Consider the following 16,254-nt stretch of genomic DNA (forward strand, 5'->3'; position numbering starts at 1 on the left):
ATAGTCTATAGACTTATTTAGAAAATTGAGTTCGAGCAAGTGATCAAGAACGATATTTGGATTGCCAAAATGGCACAACAAGGAATGATAACTCCTTTTGAGCCTAAATTAATTCGTCGCTTTGAGAATTTACCAGTTATTTCTTATGGGTTGAGTAGCTATGGCTATGACATTAGACTCTCTCCCTCAGAGTTTCGGATTTTTAGACATATTCCCGGTACGGTTGTCGATCCAAAAAACTTTAATCCTGATAATTTAGAACCGACAAAGCTTCATACCGATGCTAACGGGAGCTACTTTATTTTACCTGCTCACTCCTATGGACTTGGAGTTGCATTAGAAAGATTAGATATTCCTGAAAATATTACAGTTCTTTGTATTGGGAAATCATCTTATGCTCGCGTCGGGTTAATTGCTAATCTCACGCCTGCTGAGGCAGGTTGGAGAGGACATTTAACTTTAGAATTTTCTAATTCTTCTAGTGCTGATTGCCGCATTTATGCCAATGAAGGGGTCGTGCAATTGATTTTCTTTGAGGGAGAACCTTGTTCTGTTAGTTACGAAACTCGTCAAGGTAAATATCAAGACCAACCCGAACAAGTTATATTTTCAAGGGTTTAACTTTTGATTTGCATTCGTAGTCGATCGCTATAAAGAATTAACAAATAATTTACTATTAATTTTGAACTTTTAACGGTCGATCTTGGGTATACACTAAGCTTTGAGGTGAAGATAGCGCTATCTCGGCTTTTTGTAATTCTGTTCCTAAATACATCGCGTGTTCGACTTGAAGACTGGGGCAATCGGCGGCGATTTGTTGATAAATAGAGCGTGCAGATTTGCCAGAGTAACAGTTAACAACTTCGCCAGAACCAGGAGTGAGATGTTCTACAATAATTTCTCGATCTTTAATATTAATAACAAAACTACCACTGGGATCGTCAAAATTTCTTGAGGAGCAAATTTTAGGATATTCAGTTTGAATGATGCGATCGGCATACTCCCAACAGTCATCATAAATATGAGCGCTTTGACTAACAGTAATTAGAGGTCCAATTTTTAAGCTATAGTCAGTTTTATGATTAATTTGTTCTTGAATATGTTGTTGTAATGCTCTTAATCCCATTGCATTAGCAACCCAAGCTGAAAACATATCATTACTACGAAAAGTAGCAGTTAAAGAGAGTTCGTCATCGACAATTCTCAACCAGATATGATTGAGACATGGCGGACTGTCGTTATTTTCATAATCTTGCACATCCCAGAGAGACATTACTGCTCTAGAAGAGTCTTTTTCTGTTGCTAATTTCTCAATAGCTTGCTCAATTTGATCTCGTCCAAACCACGATCGCAAACGCTGACCATAAGTATATTTAACACCTTCCCGAATAGGAGCATCATCTAACATTTGCGAACGATAATCTCCAATAAACTCTCGTTCGACAGGAAGATAATTAGGGTTTGGAAAATAAAGATCGGCAGGTTCTTTCGTGACAATTGCAACTAGATCGATTAACTCTTGCCATCGTCCATATTGAGAAGGTCGAATCGTTCCAGTCGTTTTAATTCGATGTAAAATCTTGACCCAAGTTTCTGCTATAGTTTCTCCTTCTATACGATGTCCGTATCTGTATCCGGGTAGAATAGCAGGATGAATTTCTACTTTCGGAAAATTATCTAAGGGATCTCCCCAAGGTTCGACTGGCGACCTGGAGGCATAGGATTTAACAAAATTAACAGCTTGAGCAATAGATTTTGCTTCTTCCCATTGTAAAGATTGACGTAATTTTTCTAATATTGAGTCAGGGATTTCGATATCAATGTAACCTCTTATTTTTGAATTAATGACCCAACATTCTCTTCCGGTATCGCTTTTGCCTTTTGTAAATCCCTGGCGAAAAAAGTCTAATAAACATTCACAACTCCCCGAATTTTTATCTTCTTTTGTTGCATTAAGAATCACTAAAAATCGTACATGAGGATTTTTTAGCAAATTCCGAATTAATGGGCTAATCCCCCTAGTCGCTGAATAAAGATTGCCTACAACAGCAAATTCTTCAGGGATTAAATGCTTTGTCACAGATTGTCTTACCGTCCATCCGGTAATCACTGCTGTTTGTCCATAACCACAAATTAACTGGTTAAATTGTTCACAAGGTATATAGTTAAATACTATAGAAGTTTGTTTTTCTACGATCATAACAATTTAATAAAAATTGCCAGTTTATTATTATAATATAAAAACTATTTTATAAAAAGTTAGTTGTCGAGCTTTAATTAATAACCGTAAATAATCTGCAAAGATCTGTCCTTATGTAGATCGATCCCAGTCTAACTTGTAATAAAAATTAACTTCAGGGTAGAATCGTCTGTTCCTAACCCACACAAAAACGACAACGATACTAGGAGAACGTTGTGTACGATCTTTTGCCAGCCAATTTAATCTTTGTCCCCATCCTGGCGCAGGCGTTCAAACCGATCCAAGATCCCGTCGCTATCTTTCTGGTATTTCTGACAATTATCCTCGTCGCCCCTCTCTTTTTTCAACGACTGCGAATGCCGGGGATTATCGGACTGATTTTGGCAGGAGTAGTCGTCGGTCCCTATGGTTTGGGCATTTTAGCGCGGGATAGCGCGATCGTGCTGTTGGGTACGGTTGGACTGCTGTTTCTGATGTTTTTAGGCGGACTGGAAACCAGTCTCGACGATCTCAAGCGCAATGCTGACAAAGCCATTATCTTTGGTTTAGCAACCTTTGCCATTCCCATGACTCTGGGCACCTTAGCCATGTTGTCTTTGGGATACAGCGTCCTGGCATCGGTGTTGGTTGCCTCTTGTTTTGCCTCGCACACCCTCCTTGCCTTACCCGTTCTTTCCAAGTTAGGTATCATGCGGACACAAGCAGTTACTGCCACCCTAGGAGGAACGTTGATTACTAACGTTCTCGCATTGCTAGTCCTGGCGATCGTGGTAAAAGCCCAACAGGGAAATTTAACGTTCCAATTCTGGCTATTTTTAATTCCCTCTTTGGCTATTTATACCTTTGCCACTCTCTGGGGCGTTCCTAAGTTGGGTCGCTGGTTTTTTCGACGATTCGGGCACGACGAAGCGGCAGAGTTCATCTTCGTGTTAGCAGCGTTGTTTGTCATCTCTTACCTGGCGGGTTTAATCGAGATCGAACCAATTGTCGGCGCATTCCTTGCCGGGGTCGCGATTTCCCAACTGATCCCACCCCTAAGTCCGCTCATGAACCGGATTCAATTTGTGGGAAATACCCTGTTTATCCCATTTTTTCTCATTTCTGTGGGAATGTTAGTCGATCCGCTCATTCTGGTCAAACAACCTCGCTCTCTGTTAGTGGCTGCCGTCATGATTGGCGCGGAATTTCTCAGCAAATTTCTAGCCGCTTGGGGATCTGGCAAAGTTTTCGGATGGCAATTTCCACCTGTAATGGTGATGTTTGGGCTTTCTGTGGCTCAAGCGGCTTCCACTCTAGCTGCCATTACCGTTGCTTTTAATATCAAGCTAGTTGACGAGCTAACCGTTAATGGTATTATCGCCATGATTCTGGTGAGTTGCGTTCTCTCTCCTTGGTTTGTCGCTCGCTGGGGAAGTCGAATTCAACCTGTTGCTGAGGGGGCAATTAAACTCGAAAAAGAAGCTTTGGGCAAGCGCATTTTAGTTCCCGTCGCCAACCCTAGTACGGAAGATAATCTACTGCAACTAGCAATCATTCTTGCCAAAAGGGCCAAGGGAACGCTTCTACCGTTACACGTCTTGTTAGATACAGGTGGCGCGATCGCAGATTCCGCTAAAACCAGACAAAAACAGCTACTCGAAGCGGCAGAAACAATTGCCCATGGGGCTGTAGTGAATGTTGAATCCATCGGTCGAATTGACGATTCGCTCGATCGCGGCATTCTCAGAACGGCGGCAGAACGCGATGCTAGCCTAACGATCTGCGGCTGGAAAGGCTACTCAACCTACACGGAGAATTTTTTTGGCAGCGTTATCGATAATGTGGTACGCATGGCAACCACACCCGTTTTGATTACTCGCTTAAGCGAACCTATCGAAAATACCCAGCGAGTCCTATTAGTCGCCAACGAGTTAATGAGTAATTCAGCGATCTTTCGTCAAACACTAACCCTAGCGCGTACTTTAGCAGAAGAACTCAAAGCCAAGTTGCAAGTTGTTCTCATGCATCATCGTGCCGGACTGCCTCAGCTCAAATTAAACGAGAAAATTCCGGTACAGAGAGTGCGAGGTGATTTAGTCGATACGGTTTCGCAGGTACTAAAAGCCAACGATCTGTTAGTTTTCATCGCCAGTACCCATGGCATAGGGCAACCCGCTTTGGGAAGAGAATCAGAAGCGATCGCTCGCTCTCACGGGAAAACTTCGATGATTATCGTTCATTTTCCTACTTCTGGTAAGTAACAGACTGCGATCCCTTGCGCTCGCCCGTGCGAAGCCCTCGATCGGCTCAGATATAAGCGAGCTTAGAATTTTCGCTTATATGGGTGACCAGGGACTCGAACCCTGAACCAGCGGATTAAGAGTCCGATGCTCTACCATTGAGCTAGTCACCCAGATCTTTATCATAACAAGCCAGGGTTCATTTTTACCCTAGCTTCAGAGGTAAACCATCTTGAAAAGCTAACAAATCTCCCGGTTGAATCGGAGTCCACAGTTCGTTATCCGTCAGGGGAGTAGTGGCGATAATGGCAACGCGATCGCTGGGTTTGGTCAACTGGCGAAAGTCCACTGTTACGTCTTGGTCGATTAAATGAGCAGCCGCGAAAGGAGCTTGACGTACAATGTAGCTAAGCTGGGTCGAACAGTGAGCAAAAAAGTACTCTCCATCCGAGAGCAGATAGTTAAATACGCCTTTTTCTGCAATGCTCTCGGTAAGATCCTTTAGCACCGGGTAAATTACTTCTAAGGAAGGCTTTTCCTTGGGAAAGTTTTGTCGCAAGGTTTCTAGAATCAGGCAGAAAGCTTTTTCGCTATCGGTATCGCCTACGGGGCGATAGAATTCCATCCCTTGGGGCGCAAAAGCAGACAAATCTCCGTTATGAGCAAACACCCAATACCATCCCCACAGTTGCCGTCGAAAAGGATGGCAGTTTTCGAGCAAAATTTTCCCTTGAGTCGCTTTGCGGATGTGAGCGATAACATGGGTAGATTTAATGGGATAGCATCGTACTAACTCTGCTACTGGAGACGCGATCGAAGATTTGGAATCTAAAAAAAGCCGACATCCCTTTCCTTCAAAAAAAGCAATGCCCCAACCGTCGCGATGCTCGTCTGTCTTTCCTCCCCTTGTCGAAAACCCCTCGAAGGAAAAGCAAATGTCTGTTGGAACATTACAGTTCATTCCCAGTAATTGGCACATAGAGGATCTAGACTACAAAACCTATTAAATTCTACAAATCTTGCAATGAAGCTGTAGCTAAACAACTTTCCAGGTAATTATTAAATCTATTGTCTTCTCGCGATCGCTGCCAGAAGTTCGTCAATTCATATTTCATTAAAGCGCTAAGATAAAAACAAAAATTCTTCTGCAAGCTTTAAAGCGAAATTTCTCATGAGTAAACCAGCGCTCCTCAAGCAACTTCGTGCCGAATGGATTACCCCAGAACGCTTTCAGCCCTACGGACAGGTCATTACCCCCTCAGAAGATGGCAAACCCTACGATCGAAGCGATGCCCAACTAAATTTGCAAAATGGAGTTCCTCGTTTTTATATCATGCGCTTGCACAAACGAGGTCGCAAGTTCCACAAAATCACTCGTCACAGTCAATGTACGCAGTGCTTGGGATCTCTAGAAGGGAAAGATTGGTTTATTGCTGTTGCCCCTCCTTCGGAAGCGAACGAACCCGATTTAGAAAAACTGGCGGCTTTTCGGATTCCGGGGAATTGTTTTATTAAGTTAGAAGTGGGAACTTGGCACGCGGGACCCTATTTCGAGCATGATGTGGTCGATTTCTATAACCTAGAATTGAGCGATACCAACATCGTCGATCATTTCACTCATAGTTTTCTCAAAAGTCACAATCTAGAGTTTGAATTATGCAGTTGACCGATTTTGTTTGTACAGAGGAGTTATTATACCCTTCTGACTTCTGACTTCTGCCTTCTGACTTCTCAAAAAACGGAGAGGGGGGGATTCGAACCCCCGTTAGGTTTCCCTAAAACGCATTTCGAGTGCGCCGCGATCGACCACTCTGCCACCTCTCCAATTATTGGAGCTTACTTGTTTATTCTACCGCGATTGCGGAGCGCTTGACCAGTAGTCTAGGGTAGGTTAGCTTCTTGCTCTTGTGTTTCTATAGTTTTCTGAAAACCGCCCTCGCGCCTCCATTGAATCGCACCATCTCGCCCCGTCCAGTATAGCTGAATTCCTCGCTGCTGTAGCTGCTGTCGAGTTTGTTGGCTAAGCGTGGGCGAAACCGCGATCGCAACTTCGGGTTTGACTAAATCCAGCCATTCTTTTCCCAGAGATTTTCCAGACCATAACAAGACCGATCCTGTTTTGGGTAGCATTGTTAAATTTGTTGGATTGACTTGACTTTCAGTTACTAATAACCAAGTTTGCTTTTGGATTTGTAATTGCAATGCATTATTAATTGACTGAATTTCTATCGAACCGATGGAGATTTTATTACCAACAGATAAAAGCTGGTATTTTATTTGTGGTATCGGGCGATCGCTCAAAAAACGTTTAATTGGTAAAGTTTTCTCAATCTCAGACCAACCATCGATGCGATTGACTCCAGAGGTAAAATCGACAGCACAATCGATTTGATTAATACCCTGGCGATTGAGAAAAGGAATAATTGTATATTTTGCCGTACTCAGATCGCCGCTATTAATTAATATGACTTTCTCCTGCTCTTGAATGATTAAAACTGGCTCTTGTTTCGTGGCAAATACCGATACTTGAAGTAAATTTAACCGATTATATCTAATCGGAACTACGATTAAAATTATTACCAGCACGCCTACCAACCACCGGCGAGACTGCCACCAGCGACTGAGCCAAACTAAGACCATTAGCCCATAAATCAGTAGCATCAGACTCAAAGACAGTTGTCCTACGGCTAAAGAACTGCCTGGTAAGGTGGTGAAAAATTGGACGATTTGGATGAGTAGTTGAGTAGGATAGTATAATATTCCCGCGATCGCACTTCCGGCAAGAGGATAAATTACGGCAGCCGTTGCACTCACCATTCCCCCCAAACTAATTACCGTTACTAAAGGCGCAGTAAGAATATTGACGGGAATGCTGTAAGTCGCCACAACGCTAAAAACATGCAGTAGTAAGGGAAATGTCCACAGGGAAGCAGCTAAGGGAAGGGCGATAAACGTTGCGATCGCGGGTGGCAGCCAATCCAATCGCTTTTCCAGCGCTGGCATGGTGACGATTAATCCAAAAGTAGCAAGAAAACTAAGTTGAAACCCCAAATCCCAAATCCACAGAGGGTTGAATAATAGTAAGATCGTTCCTGCCAGCAACAGCGAACCCAATTGCCTCACTTTCCTATCCGCAACTAGCGCAATGAGTGCTCCGATCCCCATCACTGCTGCTCTCATTACGGATGGTTGAATGCCAGTCAAACCAACATAAACTCCTAGCGTACAAAGTCCAGAAATAAATTGCTTGCGAGGAGAAAACTCCTTTGTCAATCTGATGACGGCACCCAACAACAAAGATACTTGAAATCCAGAAGCTGCTAGCACGTGAGCTAAACCAGCTTTAATAAACGAATCGCGGATATTGTGCGGTAAATCGACTGTCCGTTGTCCCAAAACCATCGAACTGACAAGCAATCCTTCCCGATTGCCCAACCAGCGAATTTGAGCGTTGATAATTCGTTGTCGCAGTTGCCACAATCCCCAAGGTGGTGCTTTTTCTCCTTCTTTGAACCGGATTTGTTGCCCTTTTAATCCGGCGAACGCCCCTTGACGTGCTAGATAAGTCTTAAAATCAAACGCTCCCGGATTAACTGGCGATCGCGGTTGATATAAAATGCCAGTAACACTTAGCTGCCGACCTGGATATAAACTATTGTCCTCAGATAAGGGGACAGTGACATATAACTTACCTGTCACATGCTTGTTAGTATTCTCAAGCTTCTTCGCCTCAAACCAAAATTGAACTCGCTGATTGCTTGTCAGTCTCCCTTGCGTTAAAATCTTGCCTTCGACGGTAACGATTTGACTCTGAGAATTTCCCTTCTCTAACACGCGACTGATATCGTTACTACCTGGCTGAGGAATTCGGAATTGAAAGTACGCAAAAGCCAAAATAGCCACTAATCCTGCTGCAAGCCATAGCTGCCATCTCGGCCCTCTGCGCCAAAATCGCGGTATTGATATTGCTGCTACGATACTTAAAAATCCTAACCCCACGGCTACTACAATCCACTGCTGCCAGGAAGGGTTATTAGGATTAGAAAATTCTAAAACACCTGTGGACAATAATCCGATCGCATATGCCAAACAGAGAACTGTCCAACTGTCGCGGTTCATCTAGATAGAAAGTCCGAGGTTTAAACCCAGTATCGCATGAACGATAAATAAAATCATTGCCGCGCTACCCAAATAAGCATGGAAGGTTCGGAATAATTCTTTTTGTGCTTGTGCGTCGCCGAATCCAGTTAATGCAATGGTAGCTTGGATTGCCAAGACAAGCAGTACCACCGAACCCGTCCAAAAGTGAGGACTTTCTAGGATGGGCTGGCGTTGCATGACGAGGGATAACACTCCACCCGTATAACCTAGCGCGATAAATATGAACATCAAGGGGGCAAGTTGGCGATGAGCGGCGCGATTTTTCATGGCAATTTCGCCATCTTGGGTAAGTCGGCTGCGCCATCCCGCATAGGCAACGTAACTCCCCATCACGAAGACGACGATCCCCATCATAACTGGGTGTCCCCAATGAACGATGGGTTCTGGCGTGTTTAAACTACGAAACCAGTCCGCTATCGGCTCTAGCAGCTCGCTTAAGCGTTCTCCCATAGTCTTTACTTAATTTTTCTTAAATTTAATTAATTTATTGTAATCACATCTGAGAGACAGTGAAATCCTTTCTTGCCCAAACGCTTGCGATCGAAAGTAGCTGTTTCGCTACAACCTGACTGACGCGCGATTTCCTACTCCTTCAGAGAAGGCTTCGCCTACGGAAGCGCTGGTTCCCTTCGGGACGCTTCGCGAACGCGGATCGCTCCAATGAGATAATCAAAAAAATCTGTCTGTCCCTGCTTGGTGCGTTGTACGGCTTGATAGACTGCGGAACGATTTTCAAACTCGAAGGCTGGACTTTGCAGCATGGTTTCTATAGTTTTGAGGATCTCGTCTTTGCCGAACTTGTAGGGCTTTCCTTTGAGAACCCATACCATTTCGCAAAGGACTATGTTAGCAATAAACTAGCAGACCAAAGCTATACACAGTGCTATTAAGGTGGAATAACAACCCCTAACCGATGAAGTTTACAAATACCTTTTAGAGTTTAAGAAACTGCAAGAATTAATTAATCGCCTCCGTAATGAACTCATAGCTGAGTTTAGCGACCCAACAACCGATGATTAACCAATATTAATTAATCAAGGAGTCAATTATGCAATCTGCTATTCATTTCAAAACTAAAGTCTTGCCCGGTCGAAAAATCGAGCTTGAACTTCCTCAAGCGACTGAAGGTGAAGATGTTAAGGTCATAGTCATCATGCCCTCAACAAAACCATCCCAATCTCGCCCTTCTGTCATAGACATCCTCGATGAGATCCATCGCCGCCGTCCCCACGGACGCTCGACAGAAGAAATAGATAGCTCACTCCAAGCGGAGCGAGAAGCATGGGGCAATTAAACTTGCCATTAAACGCTCTTGTGTACGTTGATACCGCTGTTCTAATTTACAGCGTCGAACTAGAATCTTAAGCCCAAAATAAACCCATCAAGAAATGCTAATGCCAGATTTAGCAAATTTATCTCTATTTGTTATTGCCTCCTTAGTACTTCTACTCACGCCAGGTTCGGCGGTGCTTTATATTATTGCCAGGCCTTTTCAGCTTTATAGTAGACTTGGGCTAATCTCACGCCAGGTCCGGCGGTGCTTTATATTATTGCCAGAAGCATCCATCAGGGACGCACGGCGGGACTTGTATCCACATTAGGACTAGAAGTTGGCACTCTTCTTCAAGTTATAGCAGCAGCACTAGGTATATCAGCTTTACTAGCTTCATCGACATTGGCATTTAATGTGGTGAAATATCTCGGTGCAGCTTATCTTATCTACCTTGGCATTGGCAAACTGCTAGTTCGCGAGGAGATCAATCAGGCTGAAGTAGATGAAAATTTAAATTTAAAACGTATCTTTTTGCAAGGAGTACTCGTTAACCTTCTCAATCCAAAAACATCTCTCTTTTTTCTCGCCTTTTTGCCCCAATTTGTCGATCCTTCCCAAGGTGCAGTAGCGCTCCAAATTTTATTTTTAGGATTTCTTTTCGTTACAATGGCAACTATTAGCGATGGGCTTTACGCTCTAGTAGCCGGAACGCTTGGACAATTGCTGAGAGGCAATTTGTGTTTCCTGCGAACTCAGCGCTATTTCGCAGGAAGTGTTTATATTGGTCTTGGAGTCAGTACTGTTTTATCTGGCTCAAACAACAATAAGTAAATCCTGCATCGTGAAAGTTAGCAATCCTTTGAAGTTGCCATCGAGTCAAAAACAGCAGACAACGGGATTTAGTTACCGCATCGGAATAACGATTCTCCTAGTCAGTGCTGCTTTGATATTAACTTTTGCCATTTCTTTATCTCTGGGAGCCGTCCATCTCAGTTTATCTCAATTGTGGCAAGCCCTATGGCATCAAGGCGATTCCGTTAACCAAACCATTCTCTGGCAACTGCGCCTACCCCGCGTAGTTGCAGCGATCGCTGTTGGTGCTGCCCTGGGAACGTCTGGCGCTTTATTACAAGGAATGCTACGCAATCCCCTGGCAGAACCCTTTCTCCTGGGAATCTCAGCCGGAGCGGGTTTAATAGTAATTACGATGGTGACGCTGGGGATTTCTCAAGCTTGGATTCCCTTTGCAGCTTGGCTGGGGGCGATTTTAACGACTGCGATCGTTTATTTTCTAGCGCGAACGGACAATGGAATTGCTGTAGAACGCTTAATTTTGGGCGGTGTTGCTATCTCTTCTCTATTTGGTGCCGTGCAAACTACCTTGCTCATATTATCCGAAGAAGGTCGCATCCAAACTGCCCTAAATTGGATTGTAGGCAGCCTCAACGGACGAGGATGGCCGGAAGTATCAATGGCGGGCCCTTATATCCTTATCGCTTTAATCTGCGCCTGTTTGTTAGGGCGTTATCTCAATGTTTTAAATTTAGGAGACGAACTAGCAGTCGGTTTGGGGATTAATCTGGGGCGATCGCGCTTATTAATCGGTGCTACGGCTACCTTACTCGCTGCTAGTGCCGTCAGCATGGCAGGACTAATCGGTTTTATCGGTTTGATCGTTCCTCACGCCATGCGTTTGTTGATGGGGGGAAACGATTATCGATGGCTAATCCCTCTATCTGCGGCAGGGGGCGCTTTAGTTCTATCCATTGCCGATTTACTCGCTCGTCTGGGAGCCGTAGAATTACCCGTCGGTGTAGTAACTTCTCTATTAGGTTCGCCTCTTTTTGTTTGGTTTCTCTACCGCCGTTCGTTTGAGTGAGATCCTCTCCCTTTCCCCACGCTCATCGAAGATTGCAGTTATTTTTTACTTTAAGCGTTAAATCTACTGCATCGGCGCTAACTTTGGATCGGTTGGAGGGATAATTTTTTGTTGCCCGAGATCGGAGAATTTAATGGCTAGCGTTGCTTTTTTCCCCGAGCCTAAAATATGGGTAACTTCTCCTTCTCCATATACTTGATGAACGACGCGATCGCCAACCGACCAATTCAAGTCACGATCGCTTAAAATTGCCCCCCCAGCAGGTTTGCCAACAATGAGACGACGCGAATAAATTCTTGGCTTGATATTGCTACTAATTAATTCTTTCGGCAACTCTTGCAAAAATTGAGAGGGAATTTTTGTTTCTCGCGACCCCCAAGTATAGCGTTCCTTTGCATAGGTTAAAAATAACTGTTCTTGGGCGCGAGTAACCCCAACGTAACAAAGGCGGCGTTCTTCTTCTAATGCTAGCGGGTCGTCTATGCTGCGACCGTGAGGCAATAATCCCTGTTCTAAACCAACTAAAAACACGACGGGAAATTCGAGTCCTTTTGCAGAATGTAAGGTCATTAAAGAAACTTTCTGTTGACCTTCTTCTAGATTATCTAAATCGGAAGCTAACGAAGCATTTGCTAAAAATCCTTCTAGCGTTGTATCTTCTGTATCTTGTTGAAATTGGAGAACAGCATTATAGAGTTCGTAAACGTTTTCTAGGCGGTTATCGGCTTCCTCCGTTCCTTTGCTTTTTAACTCGTCGATATAGCCGGACTTTTCCATGATTTGATGGAGGATTTCAGCCGCAGAAAGCGTCTCGATCTGTTCTTGAAATTCCTGAATGGTTTTTACGAATTTATTAATAGCTTTTGCTGTGCGTCCCGCTATCGTATTAACTGATGTTTCATCGCTTAAAATTTCCCAGAGGGGAATGCTTAATTCCTGAGAAGCGCTTATAAGTGACTCAATTGTTGCTTTGCCAATTCCTCGACGCGGAGTATTAATAATTCGCAGCAAGCTAACTGTGTCAGCAGGATTAGAAACGACTCGTAAATACGCTAGAGCATCTTTAATTTCCTGGCGATCGTAGAATTTAAATCCCCCGACAATAGTATAGGGAACGCTTCTCTGAATCAAAGCATCTTCAAAGGAACGAGACTGGGCATTAGTTCGATATAAAATTGCAAAGCTTCCCCAATCTAATTCTGGATTTTCTGCTCTTAAATGCTTCAGTTTATTAATAACAAATTCAGCTTCTGCTTGTTCGTTATCTGCTTTATAGCAATAAATTTGTTCTCCTAATCCTCGCGTGGGTTTGAGAACTTTCTCGATGCGTTGGGTATTATTTTCGATTAAAGAATTGGCGGCTTTAAGAATATTTTCTCTGGAACGATAATTTTCTTCTAGCTTGATCATGGTACGAGTATCTTCATCTGGCAAGCCATCTCCAAAATCCGATTGGAAATTCAGCAGAATTGTAAAGTCTGCCATCCGAAAACTGTAGATCGATTGGTCGGCATCGCCGACTACAAATATAGACCTTCCTTGCCAATTCCACTCGCTTTTTCTCGTCTCGCCATTGGTGGTAAGAAGGCGAATCAATTCGTATTGAATGCGATTGGTATCTTGATATTCATCGACTAAGATATGACGAAATTGATTGTGCCAGTAACCCAAGATAGATTCATTTTGTTGAAATAGTCTGACTGGTATTAAAATTAAATCGTCGAAGTCAAGGGCGTTGTTAGCGGCAAGTTGTGCTTGATATCCGTTGTAGACTTCTGCAATAACTCGTCCTTTGTAATGAGGATTTTCTTTGAGATATTGTTCGGGAGATAAGCCTAAATTTTTAGCATTGCTAATCTGATAGCGAATGGAGCGAGGGTTGAACTTCTTCTCATCTAAATTTAATTGCTTGGTGACGATATTTTTAACCAGGCTTTGTGCGTCAGATTCATCAAAGATAGAGAAATTTCGCGTCCAAATCCGTCCTCGTTTGTCTTGGTATTTGTTGATATCGTAGCGGAGAATGCGAGCAAATAAGCTGTGGAACGTGCCAATCCAAAGTTTTTTAGTAATGGTTTTATAAATGCGCGATCGCAACTGTTTTTGCTCGTATTCTGCTAATAATTCTAATCTTTGCCCGTGTTGTTTTTGCGCCAAATCTTGAGCAAAAATTGCCTCGATTCTCTCTTTCATCTCCCGCGCAGCTTTGTTAGTGAAAGTCACGGCGAGAATATTTTCTGGATCGACTTGGTGATGGCGAATCAAGTGAGCTATTCTATAGGTCAATGCCCTAGTTTTTCCAGAACCTGCCCCAGCAACAACTAATAAAGGTCCGCAGAAATGTTCGACAGCGCGACGTTGGGAAGGGTTGAGTTGACTCAAAAAATTGCGATCGGTCGTCATGAGTCTTCAGGAGTCAAAAAAAACAACAGGACACAGAAGCTACGCTACTCAACTATGATATTCAGTTTCCCACAATTAATTAGCAGCAAAAGAAGAGTTGGCTCATCAACTTCAGAACAGACGATAGAGTAAACCTACCTAGCCTATCATTAGATCGGAGAAAAATTTTCTTAATTGAATTGAAAAGTACTCATCAAAGTGGAATTTGTCTCTTAGAATAGAGATAGCGGAGACAAATGTTTCCGTTCACTCCTCACACCACACTCCGCCCGCTTTACATTCGGGCGGTTTCTTATTTTTAAAGAATTCACCCGATTGATAAAATAGGCAGAGGAAACTCCGTGCAGCATTAGCTGCGAGTGAAGATAAATGTTTCCTAAAATTATATACACTTTTGGTTGAAATAGAGCGAGTTTTCGTTATGGTAGAATCTGTAAGTATTCAATAGAATTGAGATAGAGAAAGGATTTTCGGTATGTCAGCAGCAGCTCCCGTCACAGATGCAACTTTTAAAGAACTGGTTTTAGATAGCGACGTTCCCGTATTGGTTGACTTTTGGGCACCTTGGTGCGGACCTTGCCGCATGGTGGCACCAGTAGTAGATGAAATTGCCGAACAATATGCAGGTCAAGTCAAGGTCGTTAAACTCAACACAGATGAGAATCCTAACACTGCCAGTCAGTACGGCATCCGCAGCATTCCTACGCTAATGATCTTCAAGGGAGGTCAGAGAGTGGATATGGTGGTAGGTGCGGTTCCCAAAACTACCTTGGCAAATACTTTAGAAAAATATCTCTAAACGATACTATTATTCTGACTAAGGGTGCGCTTTAGGTTGTCTAAGGCGCATTTTGCGCTTTTATATAGTCTTGTGCCAAAGAAACGTCGCATATCATTCGATACAACAATCTTTGAGGCAGAGATCCCATAAGGATAGAATGATAGTAGCCTACCTAACAAATATATGGCTGTATCCCATCCCCAAAATAACCTCGAATCGGCTTTCCCAGAAGAATTAGCGGAACTCATCAAACAGTTGCCAACCCTTAAATATGGCAAATTAATTCAGCGAGCGCTAGCAGTGCTAGTAAGAATCGCGGGGGAAGAAGTCGATCGCTTGGATTGGAAGATTCTAACCGCTGCATTAGAAGATTTAGAACAAGGATTTCAAATTTTTTATCCCTATCGCCATATTCGTAAGATAACTATTTTCGGTTCTGCCCGCATTTCTGCCAATAGTTCGGAATATCGCTTGGCTGTAGACTTTGCTCGTAGAATAACTCAATTGGGATTTATGGTATTGACGGGCGCGGGTGGCGGTATCATGCAAGCAGGTAATGAGGGAGCGGGACGAGAGCATTCTTTTGGTTTAAATATCCGCCTACCTTTCGAGCAAGAAGCGAATCCTTTTATTGCTAACGACTCGAAGTTAATTAACTTTAAGTATTTCTTCACGCGCAAGCTCTTTTTCCTCAGAGAAAGCGACGCTGTTGCCCTTTTTCCAGGCGGATTTGGCACTCAAGATGAAGCCTTTGAAACGCTGACCCTCTGTCAAACGGGTAAATATGGTCCCGCGCCTCTAGTGTTGATTGACGAACCCGGAGGCGATTATTGGCTGAGTTGGAACCAGCACGTTCAAAAAAATTTGCTGGAGAGGGGTTTGATTAGTCCAGAGGATATCAACCTCTATACCATCACGGACAACTTAAGCATCGCTTGCGATACGATTCGTAACTTTTATCAGGTCTATCACTCCAGCCGCTACGTTGGCAAACAATTTGTCATGCGTCTCAACTGCGAACTATCAGACGCTCAAGTCGAGCAACTTAATGAAGGGTATAGCGACATCCTCGCTGAAGGCAGAATTGAAAAAAGTAGCGCCCTACCCCAAGAAATCGGGAGTGAAACCGAGCATTTACCCCGTCTGGTTTTTCACTTCAACCAACGCAGCTTTGGGCGCTTGTATCAACTAATCAATCAGATCAATCGCATGAGTTATCTTGTCTCTGAAGCCGAGCATCCCGAACGTAAATGATTGTTGGCGATTGGCGAGGATGAGATCGCGAGAATCTAGAACTTATGCCAATTCTAAGTTTCAACGCGAGGAAGGGGTGAGTGG

Annotated in this window: 14 protein-coding genes and 2 tRNA genes; 8 read left to right on the plus strand and 8 right to left on the minus strand. The window is 43.5% G+C overall.

The genetic code is table 11. The features are described 5' to 3' along the window. The first annotated feature begins 39 nt into the window (after positions 1-39). Positions 40-621: a dCTP deaminase gene (gene dcd / locus PLE7327_RS05800; RefSeq protein ID WP_015142927.1), complete on the plus strand. Its 582-nt coding sequence runs from the start codon at positions 40-42 to the stop codon at positions 619-621. 55 nt (positions 622-676) lie between these two features. Here the strand turns inward: dcd and PLE7327_RS05805 are convergent, their stop codons facing one another. Beyond that, positions 677-2,200, minus strand: coding sequence for a thymidylate synthase (locus PLE7327_RS05805; protein WP_015142928.1), 1,524 nt, complete (start codon positions 2,198-2,200; stop codon positions 677-679). A gap of 215 nt (positions 2,201-2,415) precedes the next feature. On the opposite strand from PLE7327_RS05805, the gene PLE7327_RS05810 reads away from it, so the two are divergent. Then, positions 2,416-4,440, plus strand: coding sequence for a cation:proton antiporter (locus tag PLE7327_RS05810; RefSeq protein ID WP_015142929.1), 2,025 nt, complete (start codon positions 2,416-2,418; stop codon positions 4,438-4,440). Between the two features lie 80 nt (positions 4,441-4,520). Here the strand turns inward: PLE7327_RS05810 and PLE7327_RS05815 are convergent. Together PLE7327_RS05815 and PLE7327_RS05820 are read right to left on the minus strand one after the other, a co-directional pair. Continuing rightward, positions 4,521-4,592: transfer RNA gene (locus PLE7327_RS05815), tRNA-Lys, on the minus strand. A gap of 32 nt (positions 4,593-4,624) precedes the next feature. After that, on the minus strand, positions 4,625-5,398 hold the full coding sequence (locus tag PLE7327_RS05820) for a class II glutamine amidotransferase (protein ID WP_015142930.1): 774 nt from the start codon (positions 5,396-5,398) through the stop codon (positions 4,625-4,627). Between the two features lie 192 nt (positions 5,399-5,590). Here PLE7327_RS05820 and PLE7327_RS05825 point away from each other — a divergent pair, with 192 nt between their 5' ends. Then, on the plus strand, positions 5,591-6,085 hold the full coding sequence (locus tag PLE7327_RS05825) for an ureidoglycolate lyase (RefSeq protein WP_015142931.1): 495 nt from the start codon (positions 5,591-5,593) through the stop codon (positions 6,083-6,085). A 73-nt stretch (positions 6,086-6,158) separates the two neighbouring features. Here PLE7327_RS05825 and PLE7327_RS05830 read toward each other — a convergent pair. The 4 genes from PLE7327_RS05830 to PLE7327_RS24745 all read right to left on the minus strand — a co-directional run bounded on the left by PLE7327_RS05830 (position 6,159) and on the right by PLE7327_RS24745 (position 9,410). After that, positions 6,159-6,243, minus strand: a tRNA-Ser gene (locus PLE7327_RS05830). 57 nt (positions 6,244-6,300) lie between these two features. Next, complete coding sequence (locus PLE7327_RS05835; protein WP_015142932.1) at positions 6,301-8,538, minus strand: ComEC/Rec2 family competence protein; 2,238 nt, start codon at positions 8,536-8,538, stop codon at positions 6,301-6,303. Further along, on the minus strand, positions 8,539-9,030 hold the full coding sequence (locus tag PLE7327_RS05840; RefSeq protein WP_015142933.1) for a DUF4079 domain-containing protein: 492 nt from the start codon (positions 9,028-9,030) through the stop codon (positions 8,539-8,541). It lies immediately after the preceding gene. 158 nt (positions 9,031-9,188) lie between these two features. Then, positions 9,189-9,410, minus strand: a complete 222-nt coding sequence (locus PLE7327_RS24745; RefSeq protein WP_186005369.1) for a hypothetical protein — start codon at positions 9,408-9,410, stop codon at positions 9,189-9,191. 218 nt (positions 9,411-9,628) lie between these two features. Between PLE7327_RS24745 and PLE7327_RS05850 the strand changes: the two genes are divergently transcribed. The 3 genes from PLE7327_RS05850 (at position 9,629) to PLE7327_RS05860 (ending at position 11,732) form a co-directional block, all read left to right on the plus strand. Continuing rightward, positions 9,629-9,874 carry a hypothetical protein gene (locus PLE7327_RS05850; protein WP_015142934.1) on the plus strand — a complete coding sequence of 82 codons (246 nt, stop codon included), beginning with the start codon at positions 9,629-9,631 and terminating at the stop codon, positions 9,872-9,874. A 243-nt stretch (positions 9,875-10,117) separates the two neighbouring features. Next, on the plus strand, positions 10,118-10,684 hold the full coding sequence (locus PLE7327_RS05855) for a LysE family translocator (protein ID WP_015142935.1): 567 nt from the start codon (positions 10,118-10,120) through the stop codon (positions 10,682-10,684). Between the two features lie 10 nt (positions 10,685-10,694). After that, positions 10,695-11,732, plus strand: a complete 1,038-nt coding sequence (locus PLE7327_RS05860; RefSeq protein ID WP_015142936.1) for an iron ABC transporter permease — start codon at positions 10,695-10,697, stop codon at positions 11,730-11,732. A gap of 63 nt (positions 11,733-11,795) precedes the next feature. On the opposite strand, the gene pcrA is transcribed toward PLE7327_RS05860, so the two are convergent. Then, a complete protein-coding gene (gene pcrA / locus PLE7327_RS05865; protein ID WP_015142937.1) occupies positions 11,796-14,135 on the minus strand; it encodes a DNA helicase PcrA in 2,340 nt (779 codons plus the stop codon). Positions 14,136-14,610: 475 nt separating this feature from the next. Between pcrA and trxA the strand changes: the two genes are divergently transcribed. Together trxA and PLE7327_RS05875 are read left to right on the plus strand one after the other, a co-directional pair. Next, entirely contained in the window at positions 14,611-14,934 is a 324-nt protein-coding gene (gene trxA, locus PLE7327_RS05870; RefSeq protein ID WP_015142938.1) for a thioredoxin, read from the plus strand. A gap of 165 nt (positions 14,935-15,099) precedes the next feature. Continuing rightward, entirely contained in the window at positions 15,100-16,170 is a 1,071-nt protein-coding gene (locus PLE7327_RS05875) for an LOG family protein (protein WP_015142939.1), read from the plus strand. Positions 16,171-16,254 lie beyond the last annotated feature (84 nt).

This window comes from Pleurocapsa sp. PCC 7327 (assembly GCF_000317025.1).
In the GTDB taxonomy this organism is placed as follows: Bacteria; Cyanobacteriota; Cyanobacteriia; order Cyanobacteriales; family Microcystaceae; genus Hydrococcus.